Annotated in this window: 16 protein-coding genes; 15 read left to right on the forward strand and 1 reads right to left on the reverse strand. The window is 68.6% G+C overall.

Annotated elements, in window-relative coordinates; genetic code table 11:
• Positions 1-3 precede the first annotated feature (3 nt).
• Positions 4-633, reverse strand: a complete 630-nt coding sequence (locus JUB13_RS20440) for a TetR/AcrR family transcriptional regulator (protein WP_207482163.1) — start codon at positions 631-633, stop codon at positions 4-6.
• A gap of 178 nt (positions 634-811) precedes the next feature.
• On the opposite strand from JUB13_RS20440, the gene JUB13_RS20445 reads away from it, so the two are divergent.
• The 15 genes from JUB13_RS20445 to JUB13_RS20515 all read left to right on the forward strand — a co-directional run bounded on the left by JUB13_RS20445 (position 812) and on the right by JUB13_RS20515 (position 18,987).
• Entirely contained in the window at positions 812-2,005 is a 1,194-nt protein-coding gene (locus tag JUB13_RS20445) for an efflux RND transporter periplasmic adaptor subunit (protein WP_207482165.1), read from the forward strand.
• A 15-nt stretch (positions 2,006-2,020) separates the two neighbouring features.
• Positions 2,021-5,161 (forward strand): efflux RND transporter permease subunit, encoded by a 3,141-nt coding sequence (locus tag JUB13_RS20450; RefSeq protein ID WP_207482167.1) that lies wholly within the window; start codon positions 2,021-2,023, stop codon positions 5,159-5,161.
• 23 nt (positions 5,162-5,184) lie between these two features.
• Positions 5,185-6,627 (forward strand): efflux transporter outer membrane subunit, encoded by a 1,443-nt coding sequence (locus JUB13_RS20455; protein ID WP_328702975.1) that lies wholly within the window; start codon positions 5,185-5,187, stop codon positions 6,625-6,627.
• A 548-nt stretch (positions 6,628-7,175) separates the two neighbouring features.
• Positions 7,176-8,429 carry a CaiB/BaiF CoA transferase family protein gene (locus JUB13_RS20460; RefSeq protein ID WP_207482170.1) on the forward strand — a complete coding sequence of 418 codons (1,254 nt, stop codon included), beginning with the start codon at positions 7,176-7,178 and terminating at the stop codon, positions 8,427-8,429.
• Complete coding sequence (locus JUB13_RS20465) at positions 8,426-9,313, forward strand: HpcH/HpaI aldolase/citrate lyase family protein (RefSeq protein ID WP_207482171.1); 888 nt, start codon at positions 8,426-8,428, stop codon at positions 9,311-9,313. The genes JUB13_RS20460 and JUB13_RS20465 overlap by 4 nt, the downstream gene beginning before the upstream one ends.
• A 33-nt stretch (positions 9,314-9,346) precedes the next feature.
• A complete protein-coding gene (locus JUB13_RS20470; protein WP_207482172.1) occupies positions 9,347-10,570 on the forward strand; it encodes a CaiB/BaiF CoA transferase family protein in 1,224 nt (407 codons plus the stop codon).
• Positions 10,571-10,582: 12 nt separating this feature from the next.
• Complete coding sequence (locus JUB13_RS20475) at positions 10,583-11,395, forward strand: GntR family transcriptional regulator (protein WP_207482173.1); 813 nt, start codon at positions 10,583-10,585, stop codon at positions 11,393-11,395.
• Positions 11,396-11,573: 178 nt separating this feature from the next.
• The gene (locus JUB13_RS20480; protein WP_207482174.1) at positions 11,574-12,437 is read left to right on the forward strand and encodes a branched-chain amino acid ABC transporter permease; all 864 of its coding nucleotides are present in this window, start codon (positions 11,574-11,576) and stop codon (positions 12,435-12,437) included.
• The gene (locus JUB13_RS20485) at positions 12,434-13,411 is read left to right on the forward strand and encodes a branched-chain amino acid ABC transporter permease (protein WP_207482175.1); all 978 of its coding nucleotides are present in this window, start codon (positions 12,434-12,436) and stop codon (positions 13,409-13,411) included. The genes JUB13_RS20480 and JUB13_RS20485 overlap by 4 nt, the downstream gene beginning before the upstream one ends.
• Position 13,412: 1 nt before the next feature.
• Complete coding sequence (locus tag JUB13_RS20490) at positions 13,413-14,177, forward strand: ABC transporter ATP-binding protein (protein WP_236025093.1); 765 nt, start codon at positions 13,413-13,415, stop codon at positions 14,175-14,177.
• A 12-nt stretch (positions 14,178-14,189) separates the two neighbouring features.
• Positions 14,190-15,152, forward strand: coding sequence for a hydroxymethylglutaryl-CoA lyase (locus JUB13_RS20495; RefSeq protein ID WP_207482176.1), 963 nt, complete (start codon positions 14,190-14,192; stop codon positions 15,150-15,152).
• A gap of 53 nt (positions 15,153-15,205) precedes the next feature.
• Entirely contained in the window at positions 15,206-16,381 is a 1,176-nt protein-coding gene (locus JUB13_RS20500; RefSeq protein ID WP_207482177.1) for an amino acid ABC transporter substrate-binding protein, read from the forward strand.
• A 72-nt stretch (positions 16,382-16,453) separates the two neighbouring features.
• Positions 16,454-17,230 (forward strand): ABC transporter ATP-binding protein, encoded by a 777-nt coding sequence (locus tag JUB13_RS20505; RefSeq protein ID WP_207482179.1) that lies wholly within the window; start codon positions 16,454-16,456, stop codon positions 17,228-17,230.
• On the forward strand, positions 17,223-18,122 hold the full coding sequence (locus JUB13_RS20510) for an HpcH/HpaI aldolase/citrate lyase family protein (RefSeq protein WP_207482181.1): 900 nt from the start codon (positions 17,223-17,225) through the stop codon (positions 18,120-18,122). The genes JUB13_RS20505 and JUB13_RS20510 overlap by 8 nt, the downstream gene beginning before the upstream one ends.
• Positions 18,109-18,987 (forward strand): isocitrate lyase/PEP mutase family protein, encoded by an 879-nt coding sequence (locus JUB13_RS20515; protein ID WP_207482183.1) that lies wholly within the window; start codon positions 18,109-18,111, stop codon positions 18,985-18,987. The genes JUB13_RS20510 and JUB13_RS20515 overlap by 14 nt, the downstream gene beginning before the upstream one ends.
• Positions 18,988-19,062 lie beyond the last annotated feature (75 nt).

Raw genomic sequence — 19,062 nt, forward strand, 5'->3', positions numbered from 1 at the left:
GGGTCAGCGGACCCCGTCCAGGAATATCCGGACGACATCGGCGACATGCCTGCGGATCTCGTCCGGGCCCGGCAGGTCGGCGGGGTGCAGCAGGATCCGGATGAACCGCTCGCCTTGCAGCAGCGCGACGAAGGCCGACGCGGCGGCCTCGGGATCCTTCACGTGGAGCTGCCCGCGGCCGTCCGCCTCGCGCAGGTACTCGGCCAGGATGGCGCGGACCGCGCGCGGCACCCCGTCGATGAATGCGTCCCGCACGCGCGGGAACTGATCGCCGCTGGCGATCATCAGCCGCATGAGCTTGGGGCTGACATCCGAGAACAGCTCCTCCGCGAAGCGGGTTGCGAACCCGGTCAGCGCGACCTCGGGATCCGCGTCGCTCAGCGGCACCTGCCGCAGGCGGTCCAGGAATTCCTCGCACTGGGTGCCGATCACGGTCTCGAACAGGCCATCCTTGTCACCGAACGCCTCGTAGAGGGTAGAGCGCGAGCCCCCGGCCAGCGCGATGATGTCGCCCAGCGTCGTGCGCTCGTAGCCCTTGTCCAAGAACAGCTTCCATGCCGCGTCCAGCAGGGCCCTGCGGCGGGCGTCGCCGCGCGGCCGGCATAGGCCCGTTCCGCCGTCGTGGGTGGTCATCGCTCCCCCGAAATTTCGTCGAAGAAATTTTTGTGCTTTGCAGTGTCGAACTGTACTGTATCATACAGTACAGTTCGGCGTCGATGCACCGATGGCAGCCCAGCTGCCGGAAGCTGCCCTCGGGGGCGTGGTGCCTGGACGTCGGGCTCCTCAGGAATAGACACGGTATGGAGCTGCAATGCGCGGCCTCGGTTTTGTCGTTCATACAACAGTTCTCGGTGCCGCGCTCGCGCTCGCGACCGGGTGCGACGGCATCGACGCCACGGCCCAGCAGGGCCCGCAGCGCCCGCCGCCCGAGGTCGGCGTCGTGACCCTGCAGCCGCAGACCGTCGACGTGACCACCGAGCTCACGGGAAGGACGGCCGCGTTCCGGCAGGCCGAGGTCAGGCCGCAGGTCAACGGCATCATCCGCAAGCGCCTCTTCGAGGAGGGCAGCATGGTGCAGGCTGGCCAGCAGCTCTACCAGGTCGATCCGGCACCCTACGAGGCCGCCCTGGAGACCGCCAAGGCCGAGCTGGCCAGGGCCCAGGCGGCTGTCAACTCGTCGCGCACCAAGGCAGCGCGGTACCGGGACCTCGTGGCCAGCCGGGCGGTCAGCCAGCAGGACTACGACGACATCGCCGCCACCCTGCTCGAGAACGAGGCCTCGGTGGCCGCGGCCAAGGCCGCGGTCAGGACGGCCCAGATCAACCTCGAATACACCCGGGTGCTCTCGCCGATCTCGGGGCGCATCGGCCGGTCCGTGGTCACCGAGGGCGCGCTGGTCACGGCGAATCAGGTGCAGGCGCTCGCGACCGTTACCCAGCTCGATCCGATCTATGTCGACGTCACCCAGTCCAGCGCCGAGCTGCTGCGCCTTCGCCGCGGTCTCGCGACCGCGGGGAAGGGTGGCGCCGACGGCAGGCCGGTGTCGCTGATCGGCGACGACGGAGCGCCCGTGGCCCAGCAGGGCGAACTGCAGTTCTCCGAGGTCAACGTCGAGGAATCCACGGGCTCGGTCCGCCTGCGGGCGCTCTTCCCCAATCCGGCCGAGGAGCTGCTTCCCGGCCTATTTGTGCGCGCCAGGGTCACCTGGGGCAGCCTCGACGGCGTCTACATGGTGCCGCAGCAGTCGTTGGTCCGAAGGCCCGATGGCAGCGCCTTCGTGTGGACCGTGGGACCCGACCAGGTCGTCTCGCAGAAGGTCGTCCGCGCCGAGCGGGCCATCGGCGACAAGTGGCTGGTAACCGACGGCATCGCGCCAGCCGACCGGGTCGTCGTCGAAGGCATCCAGAAGGTCGCGCCGGGAGCCCGGGTCAACGCCGTCGCGCTCGATGCCGGCAAGCCGGTCGGGCTGGCCGAGGCCCCCGCCGCAGCTTCCGCGGCCAACTAGGAGCGCCCCTCCATCATGGCGAGATTCTTCATCGACAGGCCCGTCTTCGCCTGGGTCATCGCGCTCGGCATCATGCTGGCGGGACTGCTCTCGATCCTTTCCCTGCCGGTCGAGCAGTATCCCTCGCTGGCGCCGCCCTCGATCCGCATCAGCGCGACCTATCCTGGCGCCTCGGCCCAGACGCTCGAAAGCACCGTGACCCAGGTCATCGAGCAGCAGCTCAACGGCCTGGACCACCTGCGCTACATGTCGTCGAACAGCGACGGCTCGGGCAACGCGCAGATCACGCTGACCTTCGATCCGAAGGCGGATCCCGACATCGCGCAGGTGCAGGTCCAGAACAAGCTGCAGCTCGCCATGCCGCGCCTGCCGCAGGAGGTGCAGCAGCAAGGCGTCCAGGTCGCCAAGGGCAACAACACCTTCCTGATGGTGATGGGGTTCATCTCGTCCGACGGCCGCCTGGACGAGGACGACATCGCGGACTTCGTAGCCTCCAATGTCCAGGACCCGATAAGCCGCGTCACCGGCGTCGGCACGGTGACGGCCTTCGGCGCCCAGCACGCGATGCGCGTCTGGCTGGATCCCGACAAGCTCATCAGCTACGGCCTGGCGACGACCGACATCGTCGCCGCGATCAAGGCCCAGAACGCCGAGGTGTCGGCAGGCCAGCTCGGCGGCGCGCCGGCGGTCCCGGGCCAGCAGCTCAACGCCAGCATCATCGCGCAGACCCGGCTCGAGACGCCGGCGCAGTTCGGCGAGATCCTCGTGCGCGTCAACGGCGACGGCTCGCGCGTCCTCCTGCGCGACGTCGCGCGCATCGAGGTGGGCTCCGAGAACGCCGCGGTCGTCGCACGTTACAACGGAAAGCCCGCCTCGGGCCTGGGCATCAGCCTCGCCACGGGCGCGAATGCCCTCGACACGGCCGAGGCCGTCCGGGCGCGGGTGGCGGAGCTTTCGGCCTTTTTCCCGGCCGGGCTCGAGGTCGTCTATCCCTATGACACGACGCCGTTCGTGAAGCTCTCGATCGAGGGCGTGCTGCACACGCTGGTCGAGGCGGTCGTCCTCGTCTTCTTCATCATGTACCTGTTCCTGCAGAGCTTCCGGGCGACGATCATCCCCACGATCGCAGTGCCGGTGGTCCTGCTGGGCACCTTCGGCGTCCTCGCCGCCTTCGGCTTCACGATCAACACCCTGACCATGTTCGCCATGGTCCTTGCGATCGGACTGCTGGTCGACGACGCCATCGTGGTCGTCGAGAACGTCGAGCGCGTGATGGAGGAGGAGGGGCTGTCCCCGGGCGAGGCCACCCGCAGGTCCATGGACCAGATCACAGGCGCGCTGGTGGGCATCGCCCTGGTCCTCTCGGCGGTCTTCGTGCCCATGGCGTTCTTCGGAGGCTCGACGGGCTCGATCTACCGGCAGTTCTCGCTGACGGTCGTCTCGGCCATGGTGCTGTCGGTCGTGGTCGCCGTCGTGCTGACGCCGGCCCTCTGCGCAACCATCCTCAGGTCCAGCGACGGCTATCATCCGCGCCGCGGATTCTTCGGCTGGTTCAACCGCACCTTCGACCGCTCCAATGCCGGATACCAGCGCGGCGTGCGGCACATCCTGGCGCGCGGCAAGCGGTACCTGCTTCTCTATGTCCTGATCTGCGCGGGGCTCGGCGTGCTGTTCATGCGCGTGCCCACCGCGTTCCTGCCGAACGAGGACCAGGGCATCCTGATCGCGCAGATGTCCCTGCCGCCGGGCGCCACGCTCGAGCGCAGCCGCGGGGCCATGAGCGCCGTCGAGACACATTTCCTCGAGGGCCAGAAGGACTACGTAAAGGGGATCTTCTCGGTCGTGGGCTTCAGCTTCAGCGGCCGCGGGCAGAACTCCGGCATGGCCTTCCTGAGCCTGAAGGACTGGGAGGAGCGGGGCAGCGAGGAGGGCGCCGTCACGGCGATCGCCGGCCGCGCCATGGCGGCGCTGTCTCGGATCCGGGACGCGACCGTCTTCGCCTTCACGCCGCCCGCCATCATCGAGCTCGGCAACGCGACGGGATTCGACTTCCAGCTCGTCGACCGGTCCGGCCTGGGCCACCAGAAGCTGATCGAGGCGCGCAACCAGCTCCTCGGCATGGCGGCGCGCAATCCCGCCCTGGCCGCGGTGCGCCCGAACGGGCTCGACGACACGCCGCAGCTCCGCGTCGAGATCGACAGGACGAAGGCGAGCGCGCTGGGCCTGTCCCTGGCGGACATCAACACGACGCTGACCGCCGCCTGGGGCTCGGCCTACGTCAACGACTTCGTCGAGGGCGGCCGGGTGAAGCGGGTCTACCTGCAGGCCGACGCGCCCTTCCGCATGCTTCCATCGGACCTGGACCGCTGGCAGGTCCGGAACGCCGACGGCGAGATGGTGCCGTTCTCGACCTTCGCGACGAGCCGCTGGGACTACGGCTCGCCGCGGCTGGAGCGCTTCAACGGCGTCTCCTCCGTGAACATCCAGGGGCAGGCGGCGACGGGCGTCAGCTCCGGACAGGCCATGGCCGTGATGGAGGAGCTGGCCAGCCAACTCCCGGCCGGCATCGGCTACGAATGGCAGGGCCTGTCCTACGAGGAGCGGCTTGCGGGATCGCAGGCGCCGCTGCTCTACGCCCTGTCGATCCTGGTGGTCTTCCTCAGCCTCGCCGCGCTCTACGAGAGCTGGACGGTGCCGGTCTCGGTGATCCTGGTGGTGCCGCTCGGCATCATCGGCGCGGTGATCGCGGCTCAGCTCCGCGGCCTGCCAAATGACGTCTACTTCCAGGTCGGCCTGCTCACGACCATCGGCCTCTCGGCGAAGAACGCGATCCTGATCGTGGAGTTCGCGAAAGACCTCTACGAGAAGGGGATGAGCCTGACGGAGGCGACGGTCGAGGCGTGCCGGCAGCGGCTGCGGCCGATCGTGATGACGTCCCTGGCCTTCATCCTGGGCGTGCTGCCGCTGGCGATCAGCACGGGCGCGGGATCGGGCAGCCAGAACGCGATCGGCGTCGGCGTCATGGGCGGGATGATCTCGGCCACCGTTCTGGCCATCTTCTTCGTGCCCCTCTTCTTCCTGGTCATCGTGCGGCGCTTCGCCCGCAAGGCCGAGGCCGGTCCCCGGGGCGAGCCCGGCATGGCCGGCGCCGAATGAAGCGATCGCATGGCGGATTGATGATGAGAAACCTACTAGGCGCATCGCTCTCGGCCGCCCTTGTGCTGGGCGGCTGCTCGCTGGTGCCGGACCATGTCCGGCCCGGTGCTCCGGTTCCGGAATCGTGGCCCGGCGGCCCGGCTTATCTGGCCTCCGCCGCGTTGCGCGCCGAGGCCGGACCGTCGCTCGCGGATCTCGGCTGGCAGGAGTTCTTCCGCTCGCCGCAGCTCCGCGCGCTGATTGCGACGGCGCTCGAGAACAACCGCGACCTCCGGGTTGCGACCCTCAACGTCGAGCTGGCCCGGGCCACCTACCGGATCCAGCGGGCCGACCGGCTGCCCACGGTCGATGCCGGCGGCAGCCTAGCCCGCCAGCGCACGCCTGCGAGCGTCAGCCCGTCCGGGCGGGCCTCGACGACCACCCAGGCCGAGCTCAGCGTCGGCATCACGGCCTTCGAGCTGGACCTGTTCGGCCGCGTGCGGAGCCTCGAGGAGCAGGCGCTCGAAAGCTATCTCGCGACCGAGCAGGCCCATGTCGCGAGCCGCATCGCGCTGATCGCCGAGGTGGCGAACGCCTATCTGACCCTGCTGGCGGACAAGGAACTGCTGCGCCTGACCGAGGATACGCTGCGCACCCAGCAGCAGTCCTACGAGCTGATCTCCGGCAGCTTCGAGCGCGGCGTCGGCAACCGTCTCGACGTCGTGCAGGCGCAGACCGCGGTCGAGACAGCGCGGGCCAACCGCGCGGCCTATGTCCGGCAGATCGCCCAGGACAAGAACGCCCTGGCCCTGCTGGTCGGCGCGCCGGTCGACGAGGCTATGCTGGACGGCGCGCCGTCGCTGGGGACCGGGGATTTCGTCGCGGATCTGCCGGCCGGCCTGCCTTCGGACCTGCTGCAGCGGCGCCCTGACATCCTGGGGGCGGAATTCGACCTGCGCGCCGCCAATGCCAGCATCGGCGCGGCCCGGGCGGCCTTCTTCCCGTCCATCGGGCTGAAGGCGGCGGCGGGCACGGCGAGCAGCTCACTCGCGGGCCTGTTCGATGCCGGGACCGGTGCCTGGAGCTTCATTCCCCAGATCTCGCTGCCGATCTTCGACAATGGCCGCAGAGAGGCGAACCTCGCCGGCGCCAAGGTGCAGCGGGAGATCGCGGTGGCGCGCTACGAACGCTCCATCCAGACGGCCTTCCGCGAGGTCGCGGACGCGCTGGCGGCCCAGGGGACCTTCGGGCAGCAGCTCGCGGCCCAGGGAGCTCTCGCCGCGGCCGCCCAGGAAAGCTACGACCTCTCGCAGCTCCGCTACAACCGGGGTCTCGACAGCTTCCTGAACGTACTGGATTCGCAGCGTTCGCTATATGCCGCGCAGCAGAGGCTGATCACCGCGCGGCTTTCGCAGCTGGGCAGCCTCGTTACGCTCTACAAGGTGCTGGGCGGCGGGGTGGAGGCAGGCGGCGCGCGGTCGAGCTGAGGCAGGGCCCGGCATCCGCGTCCCAGCGACCGGCGCCATCCTCCGCGGCGTCCCCCGTACCGGCTTGCCGGCCCGTTCCGGCTCGCGGTCCTCACCTGATTCCCGGGCTCTCGTTGCTGCTGGTGCGACTGACGTGACGGAGCCCGTCGGGACAGGCGCGGCCGCGGCCGGGCCGTGATGCTGTGCCTGGGGCAATGGAGCATGCCCCACGGCGGCGCCGACCTATCACCCGCCATGGCCGCCGCGGGCCGTCCTCTCCCGTCCGGATCGTGGATCCCTGCAGCCGTGAGCCCAGGATGGCGGCCGCGTTTCGAGGGCGGCTGCGGCCACGGCCAGCACTTCATCGGCTGGCGCAGCCACGGACAGCCGACCGGCTCCCAGCCGAATGTTCGTCACACAGATCATCCATATAACGGAAGAGTAGTTGTATTCCAGACTGAGCGTCGTATTGTCGACAATAAGACATCCGGCAAACGACAGCGCGCCCGCACGGCATGCTGGTCCTGAACGGACAGGGCGGCTGCGCCAGGAACCGAATGGGAGAGATCATGAAAGACGGGGAGAGCCCGCCTAGGGCCCTTGAGGACGTGCGTGTCCTCGACATCTCGAATTTCCTGGCGGCCCCGCTCTGCTCGATGTTCCTGGCGGACTTCGGAGCGGATGTGATCAAGGTCGAGCAGCCCGGCCGCGGCGACGAAGTCCGCTACTGGGGTAACGACAAGGACGGCGTTGGCCTCTACTACAAGGTCGTCAATCGCGGAAAGCGCTCGATCACCCTCGACCTGCGGACGACGCTCGGCGTTGAGGCGGTCCGCCGGCTCGTACGTGACGTCGACATCCTCGTCGAGAATTACCGGCCCGGCACGCTCGAGCGCTGGGGGCTGGGCCCCGACGTCCTGATGGCCGAGAATCCGCGGCTGATCGTGGTCCGGGTCACCGGCTTCGGCCAGACCGGACCAAACAGCCGACGGCCCGGCTTCGGCACGTTGGCCGAGGCCTATGCAGGCTACGCCCATATCAGCGGCCATGCCGACGGTCCGCCGCTGCTGCCGGCCTTCGGCCTCGCGGACTCGACGACGGGGTTGATGGCGGCCTATCTCGCGATGGTGGCGCTGCACGAGCAGCGGCGCTCCGGCCGCGGCCAAGTGGTCGACCTCGCGATCTACGAGACGCTGCTGACGCTGCTCGGTCCCCAGGTCGTCGACTTCGACCAGCTGGGCATCGTGCAGCAGAGGAACGGCAGCAGGCTGCCCTTCACGGCGCCGCGCAACACCTACAGGACCAGGGACGGCCGCTGGTTCTCGATGGCCGGCAGCGCCCAATCCACCTTCGAGCGGATCTGCGCGGCGCTTGAGGTCCCGGCATTGGTCGAAGATTCCCGCTTCCGCGACAACCGGGCGCGGCTGAAGAACGCCGCCGCGCTGGACGTCGAGCTTCAGAATGCGATCGGCCGCTTCGATTTCAGCACGCTGATGGAGCGCTTCGTGCGCCTCGAGGCGCCGATCGCCCCCGTGAACGACGTGCGGCAGGTGGTCGAGGACGAGCACGTCGTCGCCCGCGAGAACATCGTCGCCCTGGAGGACGAGGAGTTGGGCGGTCCGCTCCGGATGCAGAACATCGTCGGCAAGCTGTCGCGGACCCCGGGCCGGATCCGCGCGACGGGGCCGCGGCTCGGCGCCCACAACCGGGAAATCCTTGTCGGGATGCTTGGATACGGCGAGGAGCGGCTGGTCGAGGCCGGGCTCGACCCCGGCAGCGCGGAAGAACAGGAGCGTGCCGTCGCAGGGGAGGTGTCGCCGTGAGCGTGTTCAGGACGCTGCTGTTCGCGCCGGGGAACCATCCCCGCCGCGTCGAGAAGGCCTTCACCCTGGGGGCAGATGCCGTGATCCTCGATCTCGAGGACGCCTGCGCCGTGTCGGAGAAGGTCGCGACGAGGCCGGTCGTGGTGGAGGCCCTGCGCCGGCCGCGGAGCTGCCTTGGCTACGTTCGCATCAACGGGCTCGGGACCGAGTTCGCCTACGGCGATCTGCAGGCGGCCGTCACGCACGGCGTCGATGGGATCATCGTTCCGAAGATCGAGTTTCCCGACGAACTCAGGACCGTCGAGTGGATCGTGTCCCAGCTCGAGCGCGAGCGCGGGCTGGGGCAGGGCGCCATCGACGTGATCCCGATCCTGGAGAGTGGCGCCGGGCTCGCGAAGGCCGGGGCGATCGCCGCCTCGGGCACGCGCGTGCGCCGGCTTGCCTTCGGCGCGGGTGATTTCACGCTGGACATGGGGCTGACCTGGACCCGCGAGGAGACGGAGCTGCTGCCCTACCGGAGCGCCGTCGTGCTGGCCTCCCGGGCGGCCGGGCTCGAGCCGCCGATCGACACGGTGTATATCGACCTGCGCGATCCCGACGGCTTCCGCGTCTCGGCGCGGCGGGCGCGCGAGCTGGGCTTCCAGGGCAAGCTCTGTATCTATCCCGACCAGGTCGGGCCCGCCAACGACGCCTTCACGCCCTCGGACAGGGAAGTCGAGCAGGCGCGCCGGGTGGTCGATGCCTTCGCCGAGGCCGAGGCGCAGGGATCCTCCTCGTTCCAGCTCGACGGCCGGTTCGTCGACTATCCCATCGTGTACCAAGCGCAGCGCGTGCTCGCCGCAGTGGAGAAGATCGCCGGGCGCCGGACAGCGGTCTCCGCGTGAACGACGGCGAGGCCAAACGTGACGGAGAGGGACATGGAATCCGATAACGTCCAACCGCGAGGAGTCCGGCCGCTTGACGGGGTGCTCGTCGTCGATGTCTCCAGCTTCCTGGCTGGACCGTTCTGCTCGACCCAGCTCGCAGAGTTCGGGGCCGACGTGATCAAGATCGAACTGCCCAAAATCGGCGATGCGCTGCGTCGGTTCGGCAGCATCACGGAATGCGGCGATTCCCTGCCGTGGCTCTCGGAGTGCCGCAACAAGAAGTCGGTGACGCTCGATCTGCGCAAGCCGGAAGGCGCCGAGATCCTGAAGGACCTGGTGCGCAGGGCCGACGTTCTGGTCGAGAACTTCCAGCCCGGCACGCTGGAAGGGTGGGGGCTCGGCTGGGACGAGCTGAAGGACATCAACGAGCGCCTGATCATGGTGCGCATCTCGGGCTATGGGCAGACCGGTCCTTACCGCGGGCGTCCCGGCTTCGGTCGCATCGGCAACGCCTTCGGCGGCCTCTCATTCCTTGCGGGCTATCCGGACCGGCCGCCAGTGACGCCCGGCTCCGCGACGATCCCCGACTACATGGCGGGGCTGTACGGGGCCATCGGTACGCTCCTCGCGCTGCGCGCCAGGGATCTGACGGGGCGCGGCCAGATGATCGACATCGGGCTCTACGAGCCGATCTTCCGCATCCTCGACGAGCTTGCGCCCTCCTACCAGCTGAACGGATACGTACGCCAGCGGATGGGACCGGGCACGGTCAACGTCGTGCCTCACAGCCACTACCCGACCCGCGACGGACGCTGGATCGCCATCGCTTGCACCAGCGACAAGATTTTCGCCCGCTTGGCCGAAGCGATGGGCGAGCCGGAGCTCGCCGGCGCCGATCGCTGGGGTCCGCTCGCGAACCGCGAGCGCGACCGGGCGGAGGTGGACGCACATGTGAGCGCCTGGACCGGGCGGCAGGACCGCGACGAGGTGCTGGCTACCTGCGAGCGCTTCCAGGTCCCCTGCGGACCCGTCTATTCGATCGACGAGATCTTCGAGGACCCGCAGTACAAGGCGCGCGGCAACATCGCCTATGTCCGGGACGAGCGGATCGGCGAACTCGCGATCCCCAACGTCGTGCCGCGGCTGAGCGACACGCCGGGTGGAATCGACAGCCTGGGGCCGCGGCTGGGCGCGCACAACGACGAGATCCTCCGTAGGATGCTGGGGCTGTCCGAGGCGCGGATGGCCGAGCTCGCCGCGGCGGGCGTAATCTGAGGAGGACTCGGGATGACTGTCCGGCAGGGTTTCGCGGCGGCGATGAACGGAACGGCCGTGCAGGTCGGTTCCGCCCCGGAGGGCGGGACGGATCTGTGGAGCCTGCCCGAACAGCGCTCCCTGCCGGACATCGTTGCCGAGCGCATCGTCCAGGCGATCCGCATCGGGGAGCTGAAGCCAGGGGACCGGGTCGTGGAACTCCAGCTCTCCAAGCGGCTCGGGGTGAGCCGGGCGCCGCTGCGCGAGGCGCTGCAGTCGCTGGCCGCCAGGGGTCTGGTCGAGATACGGCACAACCGCGGCAGCTACATCCGGTCGCTGCGTTATGAGGATGCGATCGGGATGGTCGCCCTGCGCGCGAATCTCGAGGGCTTCGCGGCGCGGATCGTGGCATCGACCCTGACGGAGGAGGTTCTGGACGATCTCGCGCGACGCACCCGCGAGATGCAGGAGGTCGGTCAGTCGGGCGATGCCGTGGCGTACCGCGAGCTCGACTGGCGCTTCCACGAGCGGCTGTGCGTCCTGTCCGGGAACGAGCATCTGCTCACCGCCTGGCGCTCGATCAGCAACCTCGTTTGGCTGTTCCTTCTCAGTCACCCCGATCACGAGCGCGCCGTGCCGAGGGTGGTCAACAATCACGAAATGATGCTCGCGGCGCTCGCTTCACGGGACCCGGACTTCGCGGAGAGGACGTTCCGCGGCGTCATCCTCCGGAGCGCCTTCATCCGCTATGGCATCGAAGTGCCGCCGGCCTTCGCGGATCTGGTCGCGGCGGTCGAGACGGCCGAGGAGCGTTTCGTCGCCGCCAAAGGCAGCGGCGGCGGCTGAGGGCCGGATCTCCGGCCGAACAACACAGAGAAGAGGCCGCCTCGAGGCGGCCCACAACGACGGGGGAGGAGACGATGCCTCGCATCGAACGACCGTCTGCGCCCGGAGTCTGGCTTCGGACATGCCTGCAGCCGGACTGCGATCCGGCATTCCGTCCCACGACCAGGGAGGTGGGGAAATGCCTGTCCTCGAACTGCTGATCGCCGGGATCCTGCTCGGCGGGCTCTACGCCCTGATGGCATGCGGCCTGAACCTCGTCTTCGGGGTCATGCGTGTCATCAACTTTGCCCATGGCGACCTGATCGCCGTAGGGGCACTGACGACGGTCTCGATCGTGGCTGGGTACAATCTTCCTTTTGCGGTGGCCATCGTCGTCGTTCCCCTGCTGGCCGCGGCCATCGGCCTTGCGATGCAGGTGCTGGTGATCCGCCGGATCGCGGATGGTCCGATGATCATGTCGCTGCTCGCGACCTTTGCGCTCTCGACCATCATCGTGAACGTCTCGATCCTGATCTGGGGCGGCGGCTACCGTGGCCTTCCGGGCGTCCTCGGCGGATCGTTCCGGTTCCTAGGCCAGGACATCGCGCTCTCGCGCATGGTCTCGTTCCTCGTGGCGATGGCCGCGACGCTCGGCGTCTGGTGGTTCCTCCAGAACACCCGCTTCGGGCGGGCGATCCGATCGGTCTCCCAGGCGCCCGAGCTGGCGACGATCAACGGAATCTCGATCGATGCCGTGCGCAACGTCACCTTTGCGCTCGGCGCCGCCATGGCGGGGCTCGCCGGCGTGCTGTTGGCACCGACTTTCGCCTCGGATCCGCAGCTTGGCGCGCGGTTTGGCATCAAGTGCTTCGCGGTCATCATCGTGGGCGGCATGGGAAGCTATCCTGGCGCCATGCTGGCAGCCCTGCTCCTCGGCGTCATCGAGGTGTTCAGCGGCTACGTGATGGGCCAGGTGATCGGCTCCGCAATCCTTTTCCTGATCATGCTGACGGTCCTGCTGGTCCGTCCGCGCGGCCTTCTCGGACTGGGGGTGCGGGCATGAAGGCGACCTTGGTCATGGGGACGGCGTGCATCCTGGCGGCGGTGCTCCCCTTCGTCGGCAGCGAGTACGTGCTGTCCTTCACGGTCCAGCTCTACGTCTTCGTCGCGCTGGCCTATTCCTGGAACCTGATCGGCGGCTATGCCGGCTACACGCATTTCGGTCAGGTCGCCTTCTTCGGCGTCGGTGCCTACACCGGCGCGCTGATGATGGATGCTGGTTTCCACTGGCTGGTCGCGGCTGCCGCGGCCGGATTGAGCGGCGCGCTCCTGGCCCTGCCGCTCGGCGGGGCGATGCTCCGGGTCAAGGGGCCGTTCTTCGCGATCGGCATGTTCGGCATGGCGCGGGTTTGCGAGTCGTTCGCGCTGGGCTTCGACAACATCACCCAGGGCGGCACCGGCATCTATCTGCTGCCCGTGTCCGACCTGAAGCCGCTCTACTTCACCCTCGCCGCCATCGCGTTGGGCCTCGTGCTCCTGACCTGGCGGCTCGACAACTCCCGTCTGGGCCTGCAGCTCCTGGCAATCCGGGAGGACGAGACAGCGGCCGATGCCCTCGGCGTCAGGACGACCCGGCTGAAGATCGGAGCCTTCGTGGTTTCGGCGATCGCGCCCGGCGCCGTCGGCTCGCTGTATGCAACGTATCTCAGCTTCATCGACCCGATGACGGCCTTCGCGCCGATGACGGAGCTCACGACCATCGCGATGGTGCTCCTCGGCGGCATGGGCACGGTGTTCGGTCCGCTGATCGGCGTCCTCGCGATGTCGGTCGTCAATGAGCTGCTGTGGTCCCGCTTCCCCGAGATCTACCTGGCGATCGTCGGCGTCGTGATCCTGTTCGTCGTCCTCTGGATGCCCCGAGGCATCGTGAGCTTCCTGGCGCACAGGCAGTGGAGTTGGGTGCCGGTCGCCCGCGGCAGCCTGCGCCGGCTGGCTTCCCGTCCCCGGATCGCCGCCCGCCCGAAGGAGGCCCATTGACATGTCCGCGCAAGAAATGGAGATGGTCGCCCCTGCCGCCACGCGGGAGGCGGGGCGCGGCGCCGGGACCGGGATCCTGTCGGTGCAGGGGATCGGTAAGCGCTTCGGCGGCCTGGTGGCGCTCAACGATGTGAGCCTCGAGGTCGAACGCGGCTCCGTTACCGGCGTCATCGGACCGAACGGGTCGGGAAAGTCGACGCTCTTCAACATCATCGCCGGCACGCTCCGGCCCGACAGGGGACGCGTCTTCCTGAACGGGCGGGACACGACGCGGGCCTCGCCCGCGGAGATCTGCCGGGGCGGGGTGGGGCGCACCTTCCAGATCAGCCGGCTCTTCGGCGAGATGACGGTGCTCGAGAACCTTGTCGCGATCGCCCATGGCGCCTCCGACCCCGAGGCGGTCGAGCGTGCGCTCGAACTCCTCGACTTCCTTGAGGTCGCGCATCTCCGCGACAAGTGGGGAAGCGAGCTCTCCTACGGGCAGCGCAAGCTGGTCGAGATCGCCAGGGCGCTGATGCTGCGCCCGACGGTGATGCTGCTCGACGAGCCTTTCGCGGGCATCAACCCGCGGCTCCAGAACAGGATCGTCGATCATCTGGAGGTGCTGCGCCGGCGTGGCCTGACGCTCTTCTTCATCGACCACGAGATGCGGATCGTCCTCGAGATCTGCCACACGGTTCACGTGCTGGCGCAAGGCGAGGTGATCGCGAGCGGTCCTGCCGATGCCGTGCGCACGGACCCGAAGGTCAAGGAAGCCTACTTCTGAGGAGGATGCGTCATGCTCAACCTACCGGACAGCGTGATGGTGGCGGAGGTCGGCCCCCGCGACGGGCTGCAGAGCCTTCCGGATTGGATCGACACGGACACGAAGGTGCGGATGGTCGATCGCCTGAGCGAGGCCGGCTTCCCCGTGATCGAGGTGACGGGCTTCGTGAGCCCGCGAGCGGTTCCCAACCTGCGTGACGCCGACGAGGTCTTCGCGCGCATCCGCAGGCGGCCCGGGACCGTCTATCGGGCGCTCGTCCCGAACGCCCGCGGCGCCGAGCGCGCGGCGGCGGCCGGCGTTGACGAGATGCTGGGCCTGATCACCGCCGGCACGGTCTATCTCCGCAAGAACCAGAACATGAGCCCGGACGAGGCCGTCGCGCAGGCCGGGGCGGCGTACCGGATCGCCGACGGCCGGGGCATCCCGTTCGTGATGGCCATTGGGATGGCCTTCTGGTGCGCCTACGAGGGCCTCGTCGACGAGGACCAGGTCCTGGCGCTCGCGGGCCAGCTGCGGAACCACGGCATCCGCCGCTTCTATCTCGCCGGCTCGGTCGGCATGGAGGATCCGGCGCATGTGGGACGGCTGATCGGCCGCCTCTACGACGCCTTCCCAGACGTCGAGGTCGGGTTCCATGCCCATGACCTCTCCGGCTGGGGACCGGCCAACGTGCTGGCGGCCATCGCCGCCGGGGCGCGCTGGGTCGAGGGGTCGATCTGCGGCATCGGGGGTGGCGTCGCGATGCCGGGAGCGGTCAAGTCGGTCGGGTCGGTGGGCAACCTGCCGACCGAGGACATCGTCTCGATGCTCGAGGCGATGGGCATCCGGACGGGCGTCGATCCGGATGCGGTGGTGACGGCGGCACGGGAGATTGCGGCGATGCTCGGGATCGAGCCGCGGAGCCGGTCCGCCATGGGAGCCGTGCGCGACGAGATCCTTGCCGTGAGCGGCGTGCGGGAGACGGCGCCGGCCTGACGGCGCCGCGGACAATAACGGGCCTCGAAGGTCCACTGAGCGGAGGAAAACGCATGAAGGGCTATCGAACCCTCCTGGCCAGCGCGGCCGCGCTGGCCGCCATGGCGCTCTCGCCCGCCTGGGCGGCCGATCCGATCAAGGTCGGTGTCGCGCTTTCGCAGTCCGGCAACCTTGCGGACTCGGCTGAGCACTACAAGAAGGCGGTCGAGCTCTGGCGGGACCAGGTCAACGGGCGCGGCGGCCTTCTCGGCCGGCAGGTCGAGATCGTCCTCTACGACGACCGCAGCGATCCCGCCACGGCCGCACGCCTCTACGAGCGCCTGATCACGAACGACAACGTCGATCTGCTCGTCTCGCCCTGGGGTTCGGCTTCGACTGCCACGGCCTCGGCCGTCGCGGAGAAGCACAAGCGCGTGCTCATCAACGGCGGCGGCGCGTCCGAGAAGATCCATCAGCGCGGCTTCAAGTACGTCTTCCAGACCGCTGCGGCGATCTCGGCCTATGTCGAGGGCGTCGGACCCATGATGGAGAAGTTCGGCCTCAAGTCCCTGGCCTTCGTCTCGCGCGACTATTCCGCCGCGCGCGACATGGCGGTGGTGATCGAGAAGATCGCCAAGGACAAGAAGCTCGAAATCGTCAACTCCGAGTACTTCCCGGCCGGGACCTCCGATTTTTCATCGAGCATCGCCAAGGCGCGGCAGTCGAACCCCGACCTCTGGATCTCTGTAGGCTATCCGAACGAGGCGATCGAGATGATCCGGCAGTTTCGGTCCTCGAACTACCTTCCCAAGATGTTCATCCACAATGGCGCCTCGATCGACGACTTCCTCGAGGCGGCCGGCAAGGACGGCGAGTACGTGATCGGAATGTCGCTCTACGAGCCCATTCTGAAGACGAAGGGCAATGCCGAATTCGTGAAGGCCTTCAAGGACAAGTTCGGCTACGAGCCCGGCTACTACTCGGGCTTCGGCTACGCCGCCGTGTCGGTTCTCGAGGAGGCCGTCAAGAAGACCGGCAGCCTCGACCAGGACAAGCTCCGCGACACGCTGCGCGGGCTCGAGACGGACACCGTGATGGGGCACCACAAGGTCGACCCGGAAACGGGCGTGCAGCAGGGCGTGAAGGGCCTGCTCGTGCAGATCCGCAACGGCAAGCGTGAGATCGTCTACCCCGATGATCTGAAGACCGTCGAGGCGGTGATCCCGATGCCGGGTTGGTCGGAGCGCTAGGACCACCTGGAGCAACGGCGGCGCGCGTGGCGCGCGCCGCCTGCCGGCGGACATGAGCGGGGAGGATCTGGCATGACGGGATCACAGGCGGCGCTGCTTGAGCTGCGTGGAGTCACGACGGGGTATGGCGACGTCCCGGTCGTGCGTTCGGCCTCCATGGCCTTCGAGAAAAGGCTGGTGACCTCGGTGATCGGCTCCAACGGGGCCGGGAAGTCGACGGCGATCAAAGCGGCCGCAGGTCTGCTGCGGGTATGGTCGGGACAGGTTCTCGTCTCGGGCGCCGACGTGACGCGCGAGGCGCCTCACCTGCGGCTCAGCCGCGGTGTCGCCTTCGTGCCGCAGGGCCGGATCGTGCTTCCCGAAATGACGGTCCGGGAGAACCTGGAGCTCGGCGCGCACATCCTCGGCGGTGACCGGCAGCGCATCGAGGAGACGATCGAACGTTTGGTCCGGCTCTTTCCCGTGCTTGGCGGACGCATGCGCCAGTTGGCGGGGACGATGAGCGGAGGCGAGCAGCAGATGCTCGCGATCGCCCGGTCGCTGATGACGGGGCCGAGTATCCTGATCCTGGATGAGCCGTCGCTCGGCCTCTCCCCGAAATACGTGGACATCGTCTTCGAGAAGCTGCGGGAGCTCTCGGGAACCGGACTGACCGTGGTGATGGTCGAGCAGAAGGCGTCGCGCGCGCTATCCTTCTCCGACCGCGGGTACGTGATGCACACGGGCCAGGTCGTGTATTCCGGCGAGGCCGAGGCGTTGCTCGCGAACGACAATGTCCGGCGGCTGTTCCTCGGCGAGGTGCCGGAGGAGATCCGCCTCATGGTCGAGGGGGAGGTCGCCGATGCCTGAGCCGAGGCTGCGCCGCACCCTGCTGCTGACGCCCGGAAACCGGCCCGAGCGGCTGCAGAAGGCGGTCGGCCTCGGTGCGGACTGCGTGGTGTTCGACCTCGAGGACGGCGTTCCCCCAGATGGGAAGGAGGCCGCGCGGGAAGCGGTCGCGGGGGCCTTGCGCAGCCTCGACTTCCGCGGCTGCGAGCGGGCCGTCCGGATCAATGCCATCGGGACGCAGGAGGCCGCGCGCGATCTTGAGATGCTGCCGCTCGACCGGGTCGACAGCATCATGGTCCCCAAGGTCGAGCATGCGGCCGCCGTCCGGCAGCTGGAAACCATGCTCCGGGCCGCGGAGCGGCGCCCGGGACGCGAGGACGTCCCGGAGCTGATCCTGACGCTCGAGACGCCGCGGGGCATCCTGAGCGCGCTCGGGCTCGCCGATGCCTCGCCGCGCGCGACGGCGCTCTTCTTCGGGTCCGGCGACTACACGGCCGCGACGGGCGGGACCGTCTCGGCGGAGGCGCTCCTGTTCCCACGCTCCATGGTCGTCGCGGCCGCGGCCGCGACGGGGATGCAGGCGATCGACGCGGCCTTCTTCACCGCGGTGAAGGATCCCGATGCGACGCATGCCGATGCGGTTTCGGCGCGCGACCTCGGGTTCGCCGGAAAGGTCGTCTTCCATCCCGCGCAGGTGCCCGTCGTCAATCAGGTCTTCGCTCCCACGGTGGCCGAGATCGAGCGCGCCCACCGGATCGTCACGGCCTATCGCGAAGGGGTCGAGCGCGGGAGCGGCGTCTCCGTGGTCGAAGGAACCTTCGTCGCCATCGACATGCTGCCGCCCGCCGAGCGCACGCTGCGCATGGCTAGGCAGGTGGCCCTGCGCGAGGGACCGAGCCATGCCGAATCCTGATCTGGCCCGGATCCTCCGCGGCGGAGGTTTCGTGGTCGCCCCGGGAGTCTTCGACATGATCTCCGCGAAGATCGCGGATTCCGGGCCTGCCGAGGCCCTCTATGTGACGGGATACGGGACCGTCGCCTCGCATCTCGGCCTGCCGGACGCGGGCATCGCGACCTACACCGACATGGTCGGACGTGTCGAGCGCATCGTCCAGGGCGTCTCGAAGCCCGTCATCGCCGATGCGGACACGGGCTATGGCGGCTTGCTCAACGTTCATCACACCGTACGCGGGTACGAGCGGGCGGGGGTTTCGGCCATCCAGATCGAGGACCAGGAGTTCCCGAAGAAATGCGGTCACACGCCGAACCGGCGCGTGATCCTGGCCGACGAGATGGTCCGGAAGATCCGGGTCGCCGCCGATGCGCGGTCCTCCACCGACCTGCTGATCGTGGCGCGCACGGATGCGCGGACGGGACTGGGGCTCGATGAGGCGCTGAGGCGCGGCGAGGTCTATGCCAGCGCAGGCGCGGACATCCTGTTCATCGAAAGTCCGGAGAACGAGGCGGAGATGGCCCGGATCGGATCTGCCTTCGACGTTCCGGTCCTGGCCAACATCGTCCATGGCGGGCGCACGCCGACGCTCGGACGCGACCGGCTGCGCGAGCTCGGCTTCGCGGTCGCGATCTATCCGGTCGCGGGTTTCCTAGCCGCGGCCAAGGCGATGCAGGCCGCCTATTCGGCCTTGGCGGAAGGGACGGCGGACCTGCCGGTCCCGCTCTATCCCTTCCAGGACTTCAACCTGCTGATGGGCTTCCGGGAGGTCTGGGACTTCGAGCGGCGCCACACCGGGGACGGGGAGGGACGCGATGCGGGCTGAGGGGACCGCCACGGTGGTGGGGGACAATGTCCATGACGACGTCCTCTTCCGTGCCCGCGATCTCGCCGTCCTCGA

The sequence above is a fragment of the Arenibaculum pallidiluteum genome (genome assembly GCF_017355985.1).
GTDB lineage: Bacteria > Pseudomonadota > Alphaproteobacteria > Azospirillales > Azospirillaceae > Arenibaculum > Arenibaculum pallidiluteum.

Bases quoted from the DNA above. Each gene is read 5' to 3' on its own strand.
- JUB13_RS20510 (WP_207482181.1), top strand. From the start codon at position 17,223: ATGCCTGAGCCGAGGCTGCGCCGCACCCTGCTGCTGACGCCCGGAAAC.
- JUB13_RS20445 (WP_207482165.1), top strand. From the start codon at position 812: ATGCGCGGCCTCGGTTTTGTCGTTCATACAACAGTTCTCGGTGCCGCG.
- JUB13_RS20495 (WP_207482176.1), top strand. From the start codon at position 14,190: ATGCTCAACCTACCGGACAGCGTGATGGTGGCGGAGGTCGGCCCCCGC.
- JUB13_RS20480 (WP_207482174.1), top strand. From the start codon at position 11,574: ATGCCTGTCCTCGAACTGCTGATCGCCGGGATCCTGCTCGGCGGGCTC.
- JUB13_RS20475 (WP_207482173.1), top strand. From the start codon at position 10,583: ATGACTGTCCGGCAGGGTTTCGCGGCGGCGATGAACGGAACGGCCGTG.
- JUB13_RS20490 (WP_236025093.1), top strand. From the start codon at position 13,413: ATGTCCGCGCAAGAAATGGAGATGGTCGCCCCTGCCGCCACGCGGGAG.
- JUB13_RS20505 (WP_207482179.1), top strand. From the start codon at position 16,454: ATGACGGGATCACAGGCGGCGCTGCTTGAGCTGCGTGGAGTCACGACG.
- JUB13_RS20460 (WP_207482170.1), top strand. From the start codon at position 7,176: ATGAAAGACGGGGAGAGCCCGCCTAGGGCCCTTGAGGACGTGCGTGTC.
- JUB13_RS20455 (WP_328702975.1), top strand. From the start codon at position 5,185: ATGAGAAACCTACTAGGCGCATCGCTCTCGGCCGCCCTTGTGCTGGGC.
- JUB13_RS20485 (WP_207482175.1), top strand. From the start codon at position 12,434: ATGAAGGCGACCTTGGTCATGGGGACGGCGTGCATCCTGGCGGCGGTG.
- JUB13_RS20450 (WP_207482167.1), top strand. From the start codon at position 2,021: ATGGCGAGATTCTTCATCGACAGGCCCGTCTTCGCCTGGGTCATCGCG.
- JUB13_RS20515 (WP_207482183.1), top strand. From the start codon at position 18,109: ATGCCGAATCCTGATCTGGCCCGGATCCTCCGCGGCGGAGGTTTCGTG.
- JUB13_RS20440 (WP_207482163.1), bottom strand. From the start codon at position 633: ATGACCACCCACGACGGCGGAACGGGCCTATGCCGGCCGCGCGGCGAC.
- JUB13_RS20470 (WP_207482172.1), top strand. From the start codon at position 9,347: ATGGAATCCGATAACGTCCAACCGCGAGGAGTCCGGCCGCTTGACGGG.
- JUB13_RS20500 (WP_207482177.1), top strand. From the start codon at position 15,206: ATGAAGGGCTATCGAACCCTCCTGGCCAGCGCGGCCGCGCTGGCCGCC.